Raw genomic sequence first — 16,286 nt, forward strand, 5'->3', positions numbered from 1 at the left:
ATGCTGTTGCCTCCGCACAAGCCGGTGGCGGTTCACGCGTGGCCGCAAGGCATGCAAGCCGCCGTTGACGAACTGCGCGGTTCCCGGGCGATGGCCGTCATCAGCGTGGCAACCCCCGCCACGGGCGAGCGCTCGCTGGCAAGGGCGCTGATCCGCACGGCTTTGCGCGAGACGGTGGCAATGTTCCTTGATCAACCTGCCGCATCCATCACGCTGGTTTCCCGCCCGGGGCAGGCGATTGGCGTGGATTCTCCACTTGCGCGCCTGCATCTGTCAGTGAGCCACATGCCGGGAATGAGCGTGGCCGCCATTGGCCGGGCCGGTGCCACGGGCCTGGATGTGATGCGCGTCGAACAGGACGCTGCCGAAATTTTCGACTGGGCGCGGGTGGCGCTGGACTACCTCGGTCCGTCAGTGTCTGGCACGCTGCAGCGCACGCCGCCCGGGCAACGGCCAGCCGACTTTGCCCGGGCATGGGTTCACTTCGAGGCCAGCCTGAAGTGCCTGGGCCTGGCTTTGACCGAATGGACCCCGGCGCTGGCGCAACGCCTGGCGGCATGCCGCGTCATGGCACTTGGCCTGCCTGAAGATTGCCGTGGCGCGATTGCCGTCCCTGCCTGCCTTGCTGGCGCTACCATTCATGCCCGCGTTTCCTGAAAATCACGCATCCAACCCCGCCCTGCACGCCAACATTCCATCCAGAGACTCACGCCATGCCCCTGCAATTCGCCGACCGCCTCAACAATGTCGAAACCTCCGCCATCCGCGAACTCTTCAAGCTGCTGGGCAAGCCCGGCATCATCAGCTTTGCCGGCGGCTTTCCCGACCCGGCGATGTTTGACATCGAGGGCATCAAGGAAGCCAGCGGCAAGGCACTCAATGAAGAACCCGGCGGCGCGTTGCAATACGGCGCCACCGAAGGCTACGCCCCGCTGCGCGAGCAACTGGGCGCCTTCATGGCGAGCAAGGGCGTGACCGTCGCGCCCGAAGGCCTGATCGTCACCACCGGCAGCCAGCAGGCGCTCGATCTGCTGGGCAAGACGCTGATCAATCCGGGCGACAAGGTGATCGTCGAAGGTCCGACCTTCCTGGCCACCATCCAGTGCTTTCGCCTGTACGGCGCCGAAGTCATCAGCGCGCCCATCGACGCGCATGGTGTGAAGACCGACGAGCTGGAGCGGCTGATCGTTGAGCACAAGCCGAAATTTGTTTACCTGATTCCGACCTTCGGCAACCCGAGCGGCGCGCTGCTCGGCCTGGCGCGGCGCCGGCAGGTGCTGGAGATGGCCGTCAAATACCAGACGCTGGTGGTCGAGGACGACCCTTACGGCGACCTGTATTTTGGCGAAGCACCGCCGCCGTCCTTGCTGGCCTTGAGCGACGACGTGCCGGGCAGCCGCGAGTTGCTGGCCCATTGCGGCTCGCTCAGCAAGGTGCTGTCGCCCGGCCTGCGCATCGGCTGGATGATTGCGCCGCCGGCGCTGCTGGCCAACGCGGTGATGTGCAAGCAGTTCAGCGACGCCCACACCAGCACCTTTGCCCAGGCTACCGCCGCGCAGTACCTGAAAGCCGGCCGCATGCCGGCGACGCTGGCCCATGTGCGCAAGGTCTACGGCGAACGCGCCGCCGCCATGGGCAATGCGCTGAAGCGCGAACTGGGCGACGCGGTGGCGTTCGAGCAGCCGCAGGGCGGCCTGTTCTTCTGGGCGCGCCTGACGGGCGACGGCGGCAGGATGAAGGATGCGGGCGAATTCGCCAAAAAGGCGATTGAGCAAGGCGTGGCCTTCGTGCCGGGCGCGCCGTTTTATGCGGCGAATCCCGACAAGGCAACGTTCCGGCTCAGCTTTGCCACGGCGGATGTGTCGAAAATCAAAGAGGGGATGGAGCGGCTCGGCCGGGCGATTTGAATCGGCGGGCGCCTACAGGTATTGCTCCATGGATTCCGGGCTCCAAGCCATCTCAATATTTATGCCTGAGCAGAGAGCGAAATCTGCTCAGGCGCCTGTCACGCCACACAGCAGCCAATGAATAAGGGCTGCGTGAATGCGCATGCCTCTACTGGTTAATTGGCTTCGTTCGCCAGTTCGAAAGAAGGAACCTCCTTCAGGGGGGTGCCCAGCTGTATGACGATCGACCGGTACGATTTCAATTCGATGGCAGCCGGGTCGCCCTGGTAGATGCGCAGATTGCCGCCGTCCCTGACATAAACCACGACCGGTGTGTTGAGCTGGCCGGCAACATTCGTGCGGGTCAGCGGCTGTCCCCAGATATTGAAGAACTGCCCCAGCGTCTGACGGTCGTAGTTCAGCGGTTCAATATGAAGCGTGCCGGTCATATCATGCGTATGCAGCGGATAAAAACAGGTCGTACTGAATACCTCATCGTTCCCGACGACGCCAATCAACTGGGGAATGGCCATGCGTACGCCGTCCTTGTAGATCGCCACATGGCTATGGGCGTGGTAGATATATTCCAGATTCGACTGGTTTCGCGGTCCGTAGCAGGACAGCCCATCTACCGGCTGGCCTTGTCCGCCACGGCCATTGGACCGGTTGTCTTCCAGGCCGAGTTGGCCGTTCAGCGCGGTTCCAAACGCCCCCCGATTGACGATCAGCGGCGTGGCGGACAGCGCAGGCGGATTTTTCCATTCAAAGTTTGGAATCTGGCTGAGCGCCGAGCCGACCTGGATCGTGATTTCGCGGTTTCCGGTCAGCGGCAATGCATCCAGCGCGCCCGTGTATTCAGCCAGCGTGCTGCCATCGCGGATGAATACCTTGACGGGCTTTCCGGCATAACCCGCCACATTGGTCGTGGAGAGCGGTTGCCCCCACAGTGCAAAGAACTGACCCAGCGTATAGGGCGCCGCGCCGCCGGATTTTGTGCGGATCTTGCCACTGGTGTCCGTCGTCATGAGTGGGTAATAGCAGCCGACTTGTCTCAAGGTCGCATCAGCGATGCCGGGGTTGCCTTGGGCGACCAGGCCAATGTCCTCTGGAATCGCAACTTGCTGGCCGTCCACCACAAGGCTTAGATGGGTAAAGCCATAGGCCGGAGAAGACTTGGCGGGCTTTTCACATGCAAGACCCGCAATAGCCTGCCCTGATCCACCGGTGGCCGTTGCACCTTTTGCAAAAGTCAATGTGCCGACGCTGGTCCCGTCCTCCAGGGCTGTGGCTGCGGCCAGGGTAGGGGCTGATGGCTGGTCAGAATCTGCAGTATTCAGGCCACCACTGTCGCTGCCACCACCGCATCCATACAGCACGGAAATGCCCATAACGGTAAGGCTGATATGGACTATTCTGGATTTAACTTTTTTATGCATTAATTACCTTTTAATAAAAATCGAAAACTATTAAAAGTCTGATTCTTTTCTTGACTGTCGATTTAGAATTTTATTCTAGGCGAAACAGTCCCATTAAAATGGGTAGGTTGCGTTGAAACAATAGTAACCAAGTTGGTTGAATGTTAATTAAAGTTATTTCACTTTAAAATCAAAAAAACTCCACATTTGATTTTTTCAGAACGTAAATAAATTCATGGTTTTATTATTTGAGTAGCTATTTTTTAAATCAAGGATACGAGTATTTCTTCGTGAGAGTTTTTGAATGCATTGGTGCATCAGGAATTTAACCGGCCACGATGGATGTGAAAGTGGGTTGCATTTTCTTTTGATTGCGGCCACGCCGGATTCACTGTGCTCGCACCGTGCCAACACGGCAACAGGCGCCTGATGGACTCACTGATGGCCTTTCTCCATTCGCTGCAGGGCGTTGAAGCCTATGCGCTGCTGCTGGGGCTGCTGGTGGGCAGCGGTTTCGGGCTGCCGGTGAATGAAGACATCCTCTTGCTGGGCGCGGCCGCGCTCACGCTCAAGGGCGTGATGGATCCGGTGCCGCTGGTCGCGGTGGCATGGCTGGGGCTGGTCACGGCCGATTCGCTGGTGCTGCACTGGGGCCATCGCTTTGGCGGGCAGCTGCTGCGCCACCGCTTCCTGGCCCGCCTGATGCCAGAGGCCCGGCTCGCGGCGATGCAGGCGGTCATGCGCCGTTACGGGCCGGGCTTCATGTTTGTCGCCCGCTTCATGCCGGGGCTGCGAACGCCGCTGTTCTTTGCCGCCGGCTCGCTGAAGATGCCTTACCGCCACCTGTTCATCTACGACGGCGCGGCCGCGCTGGTCGAACTGCCCTTGCTGGTCTATGGCGTGCGTTACGTGGGCGGCCGCTGGCAGGAAATCCTGGCGCTGGTGCAACGCTTCCAGGGATTTTTGCTGCCGTGCCTTGTGATGCTGGCGCTGGGGCTGTGGCTCTACAGCCGCAGGCGGTCGAAAAGCGCAGGATCCGGGCGATAAGGCTGTTTTTTTGCGCGGCTTCAAGCCTTCGCGGCAGGCTCAGCTGTCGCCAAGCTCGTCCATGCGGTCCGCATTCGTGGTGCTGTGGCTGCCCTTGAGGTGCATTTCCACGTCGGCGGCCACATCGCCCACGGCCCCCACCGCTTCGCGCAGTTGCGCCTCGGTGGCGTCGAGCTTTCTGGCCCACTGCGCGCGGGCTGCCGGGTCGTTCATGTCGATGCGGTCGGGTTCCATTCCGGGTTGGGTTGCCATGCTGGTCTCCTGAAGGTGGTTGATGAATCAACCGTAACGCCTTTGCCGTGCCCGGCCTGTAGGCCAAGGCCGCAGCCGGGATTCAACCGCCGGCGATGCAATAGACCGGCGGCGCGCCATGCCACCTGAATCTGCTATTGAATGAATAGCTGCCAGCGCACGTCCATCATGCGCAAGAGGCATTTTTTTCTTAAGAATCGGGGCAAAAAGCCGCCTGGCACCGGCTTGTGCCGAGCTGGCGGCCTCGCTTGCGTCCTGGCGCTTGCGTGAGCGCGCCGCTTTAAACTCTGCCCCATGCCTCCCATCCTCCAGCGCGCCGCCGCTTTTGTCCGCGTGCAATTCCACCGCCTTGTCAGCCTGATCAAGCAATACCCCTTCCGGGCTGCCCTGGTGCTTCCGGCGCTGCTGCTGCTTTACGTGCTGGTGCTGATTCCCTTCACGCCGGGCATCGGCGACCTGCGCAAGGCCAAGTCCGAAACGCCGTCGGTGCTGCTGGCGTCCAACGGCACGGTGCTGGCCGAGTACCGGCGCAGCAACCGGCGCTGGGTCACGCTGGACAAGATTTCGCCGCATGTCGTCAATGCGCTGATCAGCACCGAAGACCACCGCTTCTACCAGCACCACGGCATCGATTTGCGGCGCACCTTTGGTGCGCTGCTGAGCACCCTGTCGGGCGAGCTGCAGGGCGGCTCGACCATCACGCAGCAGCTGGCGCGCAACCTGTATCCCGAGGAAATCGGCCGCGCCGCCACCATCACGCGCAAGGTCAAGGAGGCGATCACCGCGCTGAAGATCGAGTCGGTGTATTCCAAGGACGAGATCCTGGAAACCTACCTCAACACCGTGCCTTTTCTCTACAACGCCTTCGGCATCGAAATGGCGGCGCGCACCTACTTCGACAAGTCGGCCGACAAGCTCGATGTGCTGGAAAGCGCCACCTTGATCGGCATGCTCAAGGGCACCAGCTACTACAACCCGGTGCTCAACCCCGACCGCGCCCTCAAGCGCCGCAACCTGGTGCTGGCGCAGATGGTCAAGCATGGCAAGCTCGCTCCGGCCCGGCTCGACGCGCTGGAAAAGCGGCCGCTGCGGCTGGATTTTGAACGCCAGGTCGAGCCCCTGGGCGCGGCCCCCCACGTCGCCCAGCACCTGCGCAAATGGCTGATTTCGTGGGCCGACAGCAAGGGCTACGACATCCACGCCGACGGCCTGCGGGTACGCACCACGATCGACGCCAACATCCAGAAGCTGGCCAACCAGGCGGTGGCGCGGCAGCTGGCGCAATTGCAAAAGCTGGCGGACGGCCAGCGCAAGGCCGGCGCCGAGCGCGCCATGCTGCAGGCCGGCTTTCTGGCGCTGGACCCGCGCAGCGGCGCGGTGCGCGCCTGGGTCGGCAGCCGGGATTTCGCGCAGGAGCAATTCGACCACGTCAGCCAGGCGCGGCGCCAGCCCGGATCGACCTTCAAGCCTTTCGTGTACGGCGCGGCCTTCATGCAGGGGCTGAGCCCGTCGTTTGCCTTCATCGACCAGCCGGTCGCCATCGACTCGGGCGGCGGCGACGTGTGGACGCCCAGCGATGCCACGCCGCCCACCGGCCAGCCCACCACGCTGCGCGACGGGCTGGTGTATTCCAAGAACACCATCACCGCCCAGCTGGTGCAGAAAATCGGCCCGGCCAGCGTCGGCCAGCTGGCCCAGGCCCTGGGCGTGCGCCAGAGCAAGCTCGACGTGGTGCCTTCGCTGGCGCTGGGCACCAGCCCGGTCACGCTGCTGGAAATGGTCGCCGCCTACGGCAGCATCGCCAACGGCGGCCACTACCTGCTGCCGGTGCTGGTGGCCAGCGTCGAAGACCACCAGGGCAATCTGCTGGAAACCTTCACGCCGGTCAGGGAAGCGACGCCGGCCATGCCGCGCGCCGACTCCCTGACGCTGGTGGACGTGATGCGCGGCGTGATCGACCAGGGCACCGGCAGCGCCATACGCCAGCGCTACGGCATCCAGGCCGACGTGGCCGGCAAGACCGGCACCACGCAGGACAACACCGACGGCTGGTTCATCATGATGAATCCGCAGCTCGTGGCCGGCGCGCGGGTCGGTTTCAACGACAACAGCGCGACGATGGGCAACTGGGGGCAGGGCGCGCGCAGCGCATTGCCGATGGTCGGCGAGGTGTTCCAGGGCGCGTTTCGCAACCGCTGGCTGGACCCCAACGCCGAGTTCGACATACCGCGCAGGCGGCCGCCACCGCCACCGCCGCCGCCCCAGCAGCGGCGGAGCGATCCGCTGGCGGACATCGTCAACGGCCTGTTCGGCAGGATCTTGAAGCAGCTCCAGTAGCCGACAGCGCCAGTTCAGCCCATGTCATCCAGCGATTCAACGATGGCGCCGGCCATCAGCCCGGCCACGCGCCGTTCCATCCTGCTGCTGTCGTTCGCCACCTTCGCCAGCATGGCGGCGCAGCGCATCTGCGACGCCATGCTGCCCGAACTGTCGCGCGTGTTCGCGGTCGGCCTGGGGCAGGCGGCGCAGGTGGTGTCGGTGTTTGCCATCACCTACGGTGCGGCACAGCTGTTCTACGGCCCGCTGGGCGACCGCATCGGCAAGTTTCGCGTCATCACCTTTGCCACGCTCGGGTGCAGCATTGGCAGCGCGCTGGCGGTGGCTGCCGGCACGCTGGACATGCTGGTGTTTGCGCGCCTGCTGATGGCGCTGGGCGCCGCCGCCCTGATCCCGCTGTCGATGGCCTGGATCGGCGACGCGGTGCCGTCCGAACAGCTCCAGGAAATGCTGACGCGCACCGGGCTGGGCAGCACCCTGGGCATTGTCGGCGGCCAGCTGGTCGGCGGCCTGCTGACCGATGCGCTGGGCTGGCGCTGGGCCTTTGTGTTCATGACGGTGCTGTTCGGCGTGGTCGGTTCGCTGCTCTGGCTGGACCTGCGCCGGCAGCGCGCGCCGGCCGCGAAGGCCCAGGCGCCTGACAGGGCGGCAGCGCCGCGCCTGGGCTTCGTCGCGCAGGCGCTGCAGATCGTGACCGGTCCCTGGTCGCGCATCATCTTGCTGATGGCGCTGGTCGAAGGCGCCGCAGGCTTTGGCGTGCTGGCGATCTGGGCTTCGCACCTGCACCGCTCGCTGAGCCTGTCGCTGTCGCTGGCCGGCGCCATCGTCGCTCTGTTCGGCCTGGGCGGCATGGGTTACATGGCGGTTGGCCGCCACCTGATCCGCCGCTTCGGCCAGCAGGGGCTGGTGCTGATCGGCGGCGGCATCGTCGGCGTGTCCGCGCTGGTGCTGGCCTACACGCCGCACTGGGGTCCGGCGCTTCCGGCCAGCTTGCTGGCGGGTTTTGGCTTTTTCATGTTCCACAACACCATGCAGGCCAACGCCACGCAGATGGCGCCACATGCGCGCGGCACGGCGGTGTCGCTGTTTTCCTCGTCGCTGTTCCTGGGCCAGTCGATCGGCGTGGTGCTGGCCGCCAGCCTGATCGACCGCATCGGGACCGGCGCGGTGATTGCACTGGGCGGCGCGGTGATGGCGCTCGAAGGCGTCTACTTCGCCTGGGTGCTGCGCCGGCGCGAGCGGCTGTTGAAAGACTGACGCCAGGGCGCTGGCACGCATTCGCTTTAACCCGCAAACTGAATTTTAGGCATCAAATATGCCTTCTGCGCACGGCCAGTCTGCACAAGCAGCTATGAATTCAGTAGCTCGATGCGGTTTTTACCGGCGGCCCATTTCCGGCTCAGCCCCCAGCGTCAGGTCGTCCTCCGTCATGGTCGTGAAGTGGTCCAGCGACACCGCATGCAGCGGCGTGTCGATGGCGTTCACCACCCGGTCCAGCGCGGCGTAATGCGCCATGTGGCCGACGCCGGGAACGAGAAACAGCTCGCTGTGCGGCAGTTCATCGTGCAGCCGGACGGAATGGGCTTGCGGATCGACGACCACGTCCTCTTCTCCGGCGATGAGCGTCACCGGCAGGACGAGTTCGGCGTAGCGTTTGGACATCGTACTGGCGGCAGGCACCATGAAGGCCGCATCCTCGGCATTGGCGCGCAGCTGCACCGGCCGCAGCATCATCTCCCGCGAGATGACCGGGAAGAAATTGTCCGGCAACTCCCTGGGCGCAAACATGGCCTGGGCCATTTTCTTGAGCATGAGCCGGCTTGACAACGCCGTGACCGTGTAGCGCATCACATCGCCCAGCACCGGCAGGGCGACCGGCGCGGTCAGCAGCGCATCAACGCGAAAGCTCGGGTAGAAGTAGCCGCCCACCAGCACCAGGCTGCGCACGTTTTCCGGATACGCCAGGGCCATGGCCACTGCCACCATCGTGCCCATCGAGTGGCCGACGACGACCGGCCGCTCGATGCCCAGGCGTTCCAGCGCCGCGCGCAGCAGGTCGGCCTGCGCCGCTGGCGTCCAGAGCCGGTCGCGCGGCCGGCTGCTGTGGCCAAAACCGGGCCGGTCAAAGGCGACCACGCGGTGGTTGCGGGCCAGCCGGTCCATCAGGCCGCTGGCGATGAAGTCCGCATGCGTGACGGTGTTGCCATGGATCAGCACGACCGGCGGGCCTTCGCCGCGCTCGACATAGTGCAGGTCAACGCCGTCAATGTCGATGAAGTCGCCGGCGGGCGGGTTGTCGCGCTCGGCCCGGCGCGCCTGGACTTCAACCCAGGCGGCGGTGGCGGCCGCACTGGCCACGGCAGCCAGGGCGATGGCGCCGGAGCGGGACATGGCCGGGGATTTCTTGATGGAACTGAAACGGTTCATAAGGGCTTTCAAGTGCATTGAAAAAAAGATGCGGTTTGCCCGGAATGCAAACCGCAAAAATAAAGACTAACGGTTATTGGTGTTTACCCGCGTGACAATGTGTTTTGTTACCAGCCCGGCGCGTGCCGCAGGCAGCCGAAAAAAAGGTCGGCAGCGTGCCTGCCATGCGGTTTTTGCCTACGCTCGGGCGCAGCATGCGGGTTTAACGTTCTAGCTTTGGCAAATCAATAGGAGCAAGAAAATGGCGAATGATTTCCTGGGGCAGATTCTGGGCAGCGTGCTGGGCAATGCCCGGGCCGGCCAGCAAAGCCCGATGGGCGGCGGCGGCGGCCTCGGTGACCTGCTGGGCGGGCTGATGGGGGGCGGTGCAGCGCAGGGCGCGGGCGGCTCTGGCGGCCTGGGCGACTTGCTGGGCGGGCTGTTGGGTGGCGGCGCGGGGCAAGGCGCAAACAGCCCCGGGGGCTTGGGCGGACTGGGCGGTTTGGGCGTGGGTCAGGGCCAGGTCCAGGGCGGCTCGGGCATGGGAAACAAGGGAAGCGCGCTGATGCTCCTGCTGCTGCCGCTGGCCATGCAATGGGTGCAGCGCAATGGCGGCATTGGCGGGGTGCTGGAGCGTTTCCGGAACCAGGGTTACAGCCGGCAGGCCGCCTCGTGGGTTTCCACCGGCGAGAACGAGGAACTGCCGCCGCAGGCGGTCAGTGAACTGATGGGAACGGAAGAGCTTTCGCGCCTGTCGCAGCAGCTCGGCGTCAGCCAGGAAGAAGTGTCCTCGGGCATGGCGCAAATCCTGCCGGAAATGGTGAACCAGCTGACGCCGCAAGGCGGCGTGCCGGATGACGGCGACGAGGTGCTCAACCGTGGAACGTCGATGCTGGAACAGATCATGAACGCCGCGCAGCGCCGCTGACGCGTTTGACACGTGGCCAGCAGCGCAAAAGCACGTCGGCCGGCGCCGCCCGAGTGTCGTGTGACGCGACACTAGAATCGCGGCCATGAGAATGCTCCTGCCCCGCTTCAAGCAATTTGCCGCTTCGCTTCCTGGCCGGCTGCGTCGTCTGACCCGGCGCGACTGGGTTTGGGTGGCGCTGGCCTTGCCGGTTTTGCTGCTGCTTTACGCGCTGGTCCAGGTTCCGTTCACGCCCAGCATTTCCGACCTGCGCAAGGCCAAGTCCGAAAAAGCCTCGGTGCTGATGTCCACCGACGGCCAGGAACTGGCGGTGTTCCGGCAGGCGAACCGTGAATGGGCCAGATTAGCCGAGATTTCGCCCAAGGTCATCGACGCACTCATCGCCACCGAGGACCGGCGGTTTTACCAGCACCACGGCATGGACCTCAAACGCACGGCTTCTGCGCTGTTCCAGACCTTCACGGGCGACCTGCAGGGCGGCTCGACCATCACGCAGCAACTGGCGCGCAACCTGTTTCCCGACGAGATTGGCCGCGCCGCCAGCTTGAACCGCAAGATCCGCGAGGCCGTCACGGCGCTGAAGATCGAGTCGGTCTACACCAAGGACGAGATCCTGGAAACCTATCTGAACACCGTGCCGTTTCTCTACAACGCGCACGGCATCGAGATGGCGGCGCGCACCTACTTTGACAAGACGGCCGGCCAGCTCGACGTGCTGGAAGGTGCCACGCTGGTCGGCATGCTCAAGGGCACCAGCTATTACAACCCGGTGCAAAACCCCGAGCGCTCGCTGCAGCGCCGCAACATCGTGCTTGCGCAGATGGTGAAAAACGGCACGCTGCCCCAAGCCAGCCTGTCCGGCCTGCAGAAAAGGCCGCTGAAAATCGATTTCGAGCGGCAGACCGAGCCGCTGGGTTCAGCGCCGCACCTGGCCCAGCAGCTCAAACGCTGGCTGATCGAGTGGGCGGATCGCAACAGCTACAACATTTATGCCGACGGGCTGGTGGTGCGCACCACGATCGATTCGCGCCTGCAGGACATGGCTACCAAGGCGGTGACGCGCCATGCCGACAAGCTGCAGCGGCAAGCCAGCGCGGCGTGGGGCCTGAACGCCGGCTGGAAGGCTAGAAAAACCCTGGTGCAGTCCTTTGTGCGGGCCACGCCCGACTACAAGGCCGCGCTGGAGTCCGGCCAGACGCCGGAGCAGGCGCTGCAGCAACTGCTGGCCGACGCCGGTTTCATGCAAAAGCTGCACGACGGCAAGACGCGCCTGCAGGCCGGCTTCATGGCGCTTGATCCGCGAAACGGGCAGGTGCGGGCCTGGGTCGGCAGCCGGGATTTTGCGCAGGACCAGTTCGACCATGTGCAGCAGGCGCGCCGCCAGCCCGGTTCGACCTTCAAGCCTTTTGTCTACGGCGCCGCGTTCGAGGACGGCGCCAAGCCGACCGATACCTTCGTCGATCAGGCCGTGGCCATACCGCTGGGCAACGGCGCTTTCTGGCGGCCCAGCGATGGCGGCGGCCCGAGCGGCGCCCGCATGAGCCTGCGCCAGGGGCTGATGTATTCGAAAAACACCATCACAGCGCAGGTCATGCAGCAGGTCGGGCCGGCGCATGTCGCTGCATTGGCCCGGTCCATGGGCGTGCGCGACAGCCGGCTGGAGGAAGTGCTGTCGCTGGCGCTGGGAACCAGCCCGGTGACCTTGAAGGAAATGGTGACGGCCTACGGCACGATTGCCAATGACGGCAACTTCATCGAGCCGGTCCTGGTCACGCAGATTGAAGACCGCAACGGCAAGGTGCTGCAGGCCTTTGCGCCCCAGGTGGCCGAGGTGGCCATGCCCGCCGAGGTGGCGCAAACCCTGCTGGACACCCTGCGCGGCGTGATCGACCAGGGAACGGGCGCCGGCATCCGCAACCAGTTCGGCATCCAGGCCGACGTGGCGGGAAAGACCGGCACGACGCAGGACAACACCGACGGCTGGTTCATCCTGATGCATCCGCAACTGGTGGCGGGCGCCTGGGTCGGCTTTAACGACAACCGCATCACCATGGGCAATGGCTGGGGGCCGGGGGCCCGCAGCGCGCTGCCGATGGTCGGCGAATTCTTCCAGCAGGCCCTGCGCGCCAAAGTGCTGGATGCGGCGCTGCTTTTTGACGCGCCAAAATTCGCGCAGCCTGCCAACCAATGGAACAATTCCGATGGATCGGAAGAGGCCGAGCCCATGCGGGCAGAGGAAGGCGGCGTTCAAAACGGTGAAACACCGCCTGATGGCGCCGGGCAGCCGGACCCGGTTGACAGGGATGACAGGCCCTACCGGGACGAGTCCGGCGCGATGCCTGCGGAAAACCTGCCGCCCCAGCCCGTGGTTCGCTACATCACGGTTCCGCCACCCGCGCAGGACCGCCAGCGGCTGCCGCCAGAAGGGCAGGCCATGCCCAGGGCTTATGAATTGTTGCCGCCCGAGGGACGGCGGCCGCGCCCAGTGGAGCCACCGCCGGAGACCGTTCAGGGGAACTTCGATCACCCGGCCTTTCCCGCCCGGCCCGGCCAGCGCTGAATGGCGGGCATGGCTGGATTCCGGGGGGCCGGCGCTCAGCATTTGCCGGTGCTGCAGTCCGCAATCAGTTGATGCATCTGAAATCTGCTGGCTGGTTACCCCACTGCGGATGAGCTGATGCACTGCGGATTGATAATTGCTGCCTTGCGGCTGTTTTGAAGCCATTCCGTTTCCTGCTTTTCGCATAGTCCATCAGGCCCGGGTTTGACCTGAAGCACCTGAAAACACGCGTGATCCGAAGATGAAAACTTTAATATTGATGTGCGGCCTGTGGTGTTGCACCTTGGCGCACGCCAGGGCAGACTGGTTCAACGTCATGGGCGACGCGGCCGACGAAAGCGTCAACACCATCGAGGTGGACCCGACCCCCGTTTCCATCACGGGCGAGACACGCATCATGCGGGTGCGGGTAAGCCGTTCGCAAGACCGCGTCAACTGGGACGGCATTTCCTACCGCTCCTATGTTGCCGACGTTCTTTTTGATTGCCCTCAAGATGTGGCCCGCTACCTGTCGATAGACTACTACCGCCTGCCAGGCTGGAAGGGCGAGCCTTACCTGCGGCGGGTGTACCCGCAGACGGAACCGCGTTTGATGCAGTTTCGCGATGTCGAGCCCAATCCTTACCGGCGAATCATCCGGGCCGCCTGCAATACCTCCACCATTACCAACAATTGAAATGCCCTGAGCCTGTGCTTTTCTTCAGCCAGCGGACGGCCTGAAGACGGGCATCGCGCATCCGGCATCGTCCAGATCATGAAAAAATCCTTGTCAGCAACCGGCCTCGTCTATTCAACCGACGCCGGACGAATGTGTCCCGGTTGCCGCCAGCCGGCATCCGCCTGCGTCTGCAGGCTGGCAAAAGCGCTGCCCAAGTCGGACGGCGTGGCGCGCGTTTCCCGAAGCACCAAGGGGCGCGGTGGAAAGACCGTCACGCTGGTGACGGGCCTGGCGCTCGGCGAGCCGGCGCTGGTGCAACTGGGCAAGCAGCTCAAGGCCGCCTGCGGCTCGGGCGGAACGGTCAAGGACGGGGTGATCGAAGTGCAGGGCGACCACTGCGAGCAGGTGATGCTTGCACTGGCCAAGCAGGGCTTCGCCGCCAAAAGGGCAGGCGGCTGAAGATGACGCCCGACGACCTGCCGCTGCTGCTGACGCGTGTCATGCCCTTCGGAAAATACAAGGGCACGCCGATTGCCGACCTTCCGGGCAACTACCTGAACTGGTTTGCCCGCGAAGGCTTCCCGAAGGGAGAGATCGGCCGCCTGCTGGCGCTGATGCAGGAAATCGACCACAACGGGCTGTCGCATCTGCTCGATCCGCTGCGCAGGCGCTAAAAGTGCGCCAGCAATCCCTTTTGCTATATTAATGATAGCTGCTTGCGCCCGTGCAATAAGCGAAAGAGGCCGTTTTTATCAATAATTTACAACGTCGTGGCACGTTTACAGCACCTTGCTCAGGAAGCGGCGCGTCCGGTCTTGCTGCGGCGTGTCGAAAATTGCCGCTGGCGTTCCCTCCTCAACGATCACGCCTTCATCGATGAACACCACCCGGTCGGCCACCTGGCGGGCAAAGCCCATTTCATGCGTCACCACCACCATCGTCATGCCTTCCTCGGCCAGGGCCTGCATGACCGCCAGCACTTCACCGACCATCTCGGGGTCCAGCGCGGACGTGGGCTCGTCGAACAGCATGATGCGCGGCTGCATCGCCAGCGCCCGGGCAATCGCCACCCGCTGCTGCTGACCGCCGGACAACTGGCTGGGGTAGGCATTGATCTTCTCCAGCAGCCCGACTTTTTCCAGCAGCTCGCAGGCGCGAACCCGCGCCTGGGCATGCGTCAGGCCGCGAACCTTGGACGGCGCCAGGGTGATGTTTTCCAGCACGGTCTTGTGCGGGAACAGGTTGAAGCGCTGAAACACCATGCCGATTTCGGAACGCAGCGCATCGACATCGGTCTTGGGTTCATGCACCGACACGCCATGCACCAGCACCTCGCCGCCCGAGGCATCCTCCAGGCCATTGAGGCAGCGAAGAAACGTACTTTTGCCCGAGCCCGACGGGCCGATCACGCACACCACCTCGGTCGCCTTGATGGCGCAGTCAATGCCGCGCAATACGGCCAGTTTGCCAAACAGCTTGGTCAACCCCTTAACGCGAATCACCTCGTCCATAACGTGCCTCCAGTCGTTTCACGCCATAGGCCAGGCCCAGCGTCAGTACCCAATACATGAGCGAAATCGTGAGATACGGTTCCCAGTAGCGCGAATAGGCGCCCGCCACGGTACGCGCCGCATAGGCCAGCTCGGCCAGGCCAATGGCCGAGATCAGCGAGGAGTCCTTGAGCAGCGAAATCGCGTTGTTGCCCAACGGCGGCAGCATCCGGCGAAAAGCCTGCGGCAGCACGATGTGGTACATCGTCCGGGGAAACGACATGCCCAGCGAACGCGAAGCCTCGACCTGGCCCTTGTCAATCGACTGGATGCCGGCGCGGAAAATCTCGGAAATGTAGGCACCCGAATTGAGCGTGAGTGCGACCACGCCGGACAGGAAGGCGCCATAGTTCTGCTTCAGGTCGCGTGCCGATTCGCCAGCAATGAGCAGGCCGTCCGTCGGATTGATGAACAGCGGCAGCAAGGCAAAGTGGATCAGCAAGATCTGCACGAACAGCGGCGTGCCCCGGAAGAAGCTGACATACACCGCCGCCGGCCACTGCAGCAGGTATTTGCACAATTGCCTGGCCGGTGCATGGCGCGCTTCGGCCACGCGCGCCAGGCCAACGGCCAGGCCCAGCGCAGTGCCCTGCACGATGCAGATCAGCGTGACGGCAATGGTCATTTGCAGACCGCGCCAGAACAGGCCGGCGTATTGGGAAATGATGTCGGCGCGAAACCAGCCGAACCAGAGAACTTGCTCCATGGCTAATCTGGCCGGTGTTCAGCGAACGCGCAGCACGTGTGCCGCGATGTCTGTGCCATTCCTGCGTTCCACCCGCAAGTGCTTGCCAGGTGCCATCCAGGGGTTGCCGGCAACAGCCGAAATTCTGTACGAAAGGTTCATGATGGGCTTGAATGGGTAAAAGTAAAAGTTGGCGGGCAGTGGGCGATGCGCGAAATCACGGCATTCGCTGAAAATTCCGCAAGCCATGTTAACGCGTGCAAGCGCCATGCCAGGCCATGAATCCGGTTGCCGTTCGCCGCCATCTCGTTCATGATGCGGAATAGTTTTATTCCAGCCTTGACGCTGGAACGTGTCCAGGTGTCGGCAACCCGCTGACCAGGCACAGAGCGCAACCCAGGGGAAGTTATCTTGAGTGAATGGCCAGTCATTTTGTCGGTTGTGAGTTTGCTGGTCGGGATGCTGTCGGGCGCCGGGCTATGGGCCGTTTGGCTGGACAGGCGAAAGGCCGGCAACAAGCTGGCTTTTCCGTTGCCGGGCTTGTGGCCTTTGAGGGGCAGAC

16 protein-coding genes are annotated in these 16,286 nt (G+C 63.7%); 10 read left to right on the forward strand and 6 right to left on the reverse strand.

The genetic code is table 11. From position 1 onward, the window contains the following. A complete protein-coding gene (locus EC86_RS0104820; RefSeq protein ID WP_051675726.1) occupies positions 1–657 on the forward strand; it encodes a 4'-phosphopantetheinyl transferase family protein in 657 nt (218 codons plus the stop codon). A 62-nt stretch (positions 658–719) separates the two neighbouring features. Then, the gene (locus EC86_RS0104825) at positions 720–1,907 is read left to right on the forward strand and encodes an aminotransferase-like domain-containing protein (protein WP_029524553.1); all 1,188 of its coding nucleotides are present in this window, start codon (positions 720–722) and stop codon (positions 1,905–1,907) included. A gap of 155 nt (positions 1,908–2,062) precedes the next feature. Here EC86_RS0104825 and EC86_RS0104830 read toward each other — a convergent pair whose 3' ends face one another. Beyond that, on the reverse strand, positions 2,063–3,322 hold the full coding sequence (locus EC86_RS0104830) for a hypothetical protein (protein ID WP_029524554.1): 1,260 nt from the start codon (positions 3,320–3,322) through the stop codon (positions 2,063–2,065). Positions 3,323–3,730: 408 nt separating this feature from the next. Here EC86_RS0104830 and EC86_RS0104835 point away from each other — a divergent pair, with 408 nt between their 5' ends. Continuing rightward, on the forward strand, positions 3,731–4,348 hold the full coding sequence (locus tag EC86_RS0104835; RefSeq protein ID WP_156955216.1) for a DedA family protein: 618 nt from the start codon (positions 3,731–3,733) through the stop codon (positions 4,346–4,348). A gap of 39 nt (positions 4,349–4,387) precedes the next feature. Here EC86_RS0104835 and EC86_RS0104840 read toward each other — a convergent pair whose 3' ends face one another. Then, the gene (locus EC86_RS0104840; protein WP_029524556.1) at positions 4,388–4,600 is read right to left on the reverse strand and encodes a DUF3606 domain-containing protein; all 213 of its coding nucleotides are present in this window, start codon (positions 4,598–4,600) and stop codon (positions 4,388–4,390) included. 294 nt (positions 4,601–4,894) lie between these two features. On the opposite strand from EC86_RS0104840, the gene EC86_RS0104845 reads away from it, so the two are divergent. Then, positions 4,895–6,937: a penicillin-binding protein 1A gene (locus tag EC86_RS0104845; RefSeq protein WP_029524557.1), complete on the forward strand. Its 2,043-nt coding sequence runs from the start codon at positions 4,895–4,897 to the stop codon at positions 6,935–6,937. A gap of 21 nt (positions 6,938–6,958) precedes the next feature. Continuing rightward, positions 6,959–8,194, forward strand: a complete 1,236-nt coding sequence (locus EC86_RS0104850; RefSeq protein ID WP_051675728.1) for an MFS transporter — start codon at positions 6,959–6,961, stop codon at positions 8,192–8,194. A 120-nt stretch (positions 8,195–8,314) separates the two neighbouring features. On the opposite strand, the gene EC86_RS0104855 is transcribed toward EC86_RS0104850, so the two are convergent. After that, positions 8,315–9,364 carry an alpha/beta fold hydrolase gene (locus tag EC86_RS0104855; protein ID WP_084181160.1) on the reverse strand — a complete coding sequence of 350 codons (1,050 nt, stop codon included), beginning with the start codon at positions 9,362–9,364 and terminating at the stop codon, positions 8,315–8,317. Positions 9,365–9,605: 241 nt separating this feature from the next. On the opposite strand from EC86_RS0104855, the gene EC86_RS0104865 reads away from it, so the two are divergent. The 5 genes from EC86_RS0104865 to EC86_RS0104885 all read left to right on the forward strand — a co-directional run bounded on the left by EC86_RS0104865 (position 9,606) and on the right by EC86_RS0104885 (position 14,163). Then, positions 9,606–10,271, forward strand: coding sequence for a YidB family protein (locus EC86_RS0104865; protein WP_029524560.1), 666 nt, complete (start codon positions 9,606–9,608; stop codon positions 10,269–10,271). A gap of 85 nt (positions 10,272–10,356) precedes the next feature. Beyond that, entirely contained in the window at positions 10,357–12,831 is a 2,475-nt protein-coding gene (locus EC86_RS0104870) for a penicillin-binding protein 1A (protein WP_084181161.1), read from the forward strand. A 241-nt stretch (positions 12,832–13,072) separates the two neighbouring features. Beyond that, positions 13,073–13,507, forward strand: coding sequence for a surface-adhesin E family protein (locus tag EC86_RS0104875; protein WP_029524562.1), 435 nt, complete (start codon positions 13,073–13,075; stop codon positions 13,505–13,507). A 78-nt stretch (positions 13,508–13,585) separates the two neighbouring features. Next, entirely contained in the window at positions 13,586–13,948 is a 363-nt protein-coding gene (locus EC86_RS0104880) for a translation initiation factor Sui1 (protein WP_029524563.1), read from the forward strand. Between the two features lie 2 nt (positions 13,949–13,950). Continuing rightward, positions 13,951–14,163: a DUF3820 family protein gene (locus tag EC86_RS0104885; RefSeq protein ID WP_029524564.1), complete on the forward strand. Its 213-nt coding sequence runs from the start codon at positions 13,951–13,953 to the stop codon at positions 14,161–14,163. Between the two features lie 105 nt (positions 14,164–14,268). On the opposite strand, the gene EC86_RS0104890 is transcribed toward EC86_RS0104885, so the two are convergent. The 3 genes from EC86_RS0104890 to EC86_RS28530 all read right to left on the reverse strand — a co-directional run bounded on the left by EC86_RS0104890 (position 14,269) and on the right by EC86_RS28530 (position 16,242). Beyond that, positions 14,269–15,000, reverse strand: coding sequence for an amino acid ABC transporter ATP-binding protein (locus EC86_RS0104890; RefSeq protein WP_269635686.1), 732 nt, complete (start codon positions 14,998–15,000; stop codon positions 14,269–14,271). After that, the gene (locus EC86_RS0104895; protein ID WP_029524566.1) at positions 14,978–15,745 is read right to left on the reverse strand and encodes an amino acid ABC transporter permease; all 768 of its coding nucleotides are present in this window, start codon (positions 15,743–15,745) and stop codon (positions 14,978–14,980) included. Before EC86_RS0104895 ends, EC86_RS0104890 begins: the two co-directional genes overlap by 23 nt. Positions 15,746–15,882: 137 nt before the next feature. Further along, positions 15,883–16,242, reverse strand: coding sequence for a hypothetical protein (locus EC86_RS28530; protein ID WP_156955217.1), 360 nt, complete (start codon positions 16,240–16,242; stop codon positions 15,883–15,885). Positions 16,243–16,286 lie beyond the last annotated feature (44 nt).

The sequence above is a fragment of the Polaromonas glacialis genome, from assembly GCF_000709345.1.
GTDB classification, from domain to species: Bacteria; Pseudomonadota; Gammaproteobacteria; order Burkholderiales; family Burkholderiaceae_C; genus Polaromonas; species Polaromonas glacialis.

Excerpts from the sequence above, each read along its gene's own strand:
- EC86_RS0104820 (WP_051675726.1), top strand. The coding sequence starts at position 1 with ATGCTGTTGCCTCCGCACAAGCCGGTGGCGGTTCACGCGTGGCCGCAA.
- EC86_RS0104830 (WP_029524554.1), bottom strand. The coding sequence starts at position 3,322 with ATGCATAAAAAAGTTAAATCCAGAATAGTCCATATCAGCCTTACCGTT.
- EC86_RS0104835 (WP_156955216.1), top strand. The coding sequence starts at position 3,731 with ATGGACTCACTGATGGCCTTTCTCCATTCGCTGCAGGGCGTTGAAGCC.
- EC86_RS0104840 (WP_029524556.1), bottom strand. The coding sequence starts at position 4,600 with ATGGCAACCCAACCCGGAATGGAACCCGACCGCATCGACATGAACGAC.
- EC86_RS0104845 (WP_029524557.1), top strand. The coding sequence starts at position 4,895 with ATGCCTCCCATCCTCCAGCGCGCCGCCGCTTTTGTCCGCGTGCAATTC.
- EC86_RS0104850 (WP_051675728.1), top strand. The coding sequence starts at position 6,959 with ATGTCATCCAGCGATTCAACGATGGCGCCGGCCATCAGCCCGGCCACG.
- EC86_RS0104855 (WP_084181160.1), bottom strand. The coding sequence starts at position 9,364 with ATGAACCGTTTCAGTTCCATCAAGAAATCCCCGGCCATGTCCCGCTCC.
- EC86_RS0104865 (WP_029524560.1), top strand. The coding sequence starts at position 9,606 with ATGGCGAATGATTTCCTGGGGCAGATTCTGGGCAGCGTGCTGGGCAAT.
- EC86_RS0104870 (WP_084181161.1), top strand. The coding sequence starts at position 10,357 with ATGAGAATGCTCCTGCCCCGCTTCAAGCAATTTGCCGCTTCGCTTCCT.
- EC86_RS0104875 (WP_029524562.1), top strand. The coding sequence starts at position 13,073 with ATGAAAACTTTAATATTGATGTGCGGCCTGTGGTGTTGCACCTTGGCG.
- EC86_RS0104880 (WP_029524563.1), top strand. The coding sequence starts at position 13,586 with ATGAAAAAATCCTTGTCAGCAACCGGCCTCGTCTATTCAACCGACGCC.
- EC86_RS0104885 (WP_029524564.1), top strand. The coding sequence starts at position 13,951 with ATGACGCCCGACGACCTGCCGCTGCTGCTGACGCGTGTCATGCCCTTC.
- EC86_RS0104890 (WP_269635686.1), bottom strand. The coding sequence starts at position 15,000 with ATGGACGAGGTGATTCGCGTTAAGGGGTTGACCAAGCTGTTTGGCAAA.
- EC86_RS0104895 (WP_029524566.1), bottom strand. The coding sequence starts at position 15,745 with ATGGAGCAAGTTCTCTGGTTCGGCTGGTTTCGCGCCGACATCATTTCC.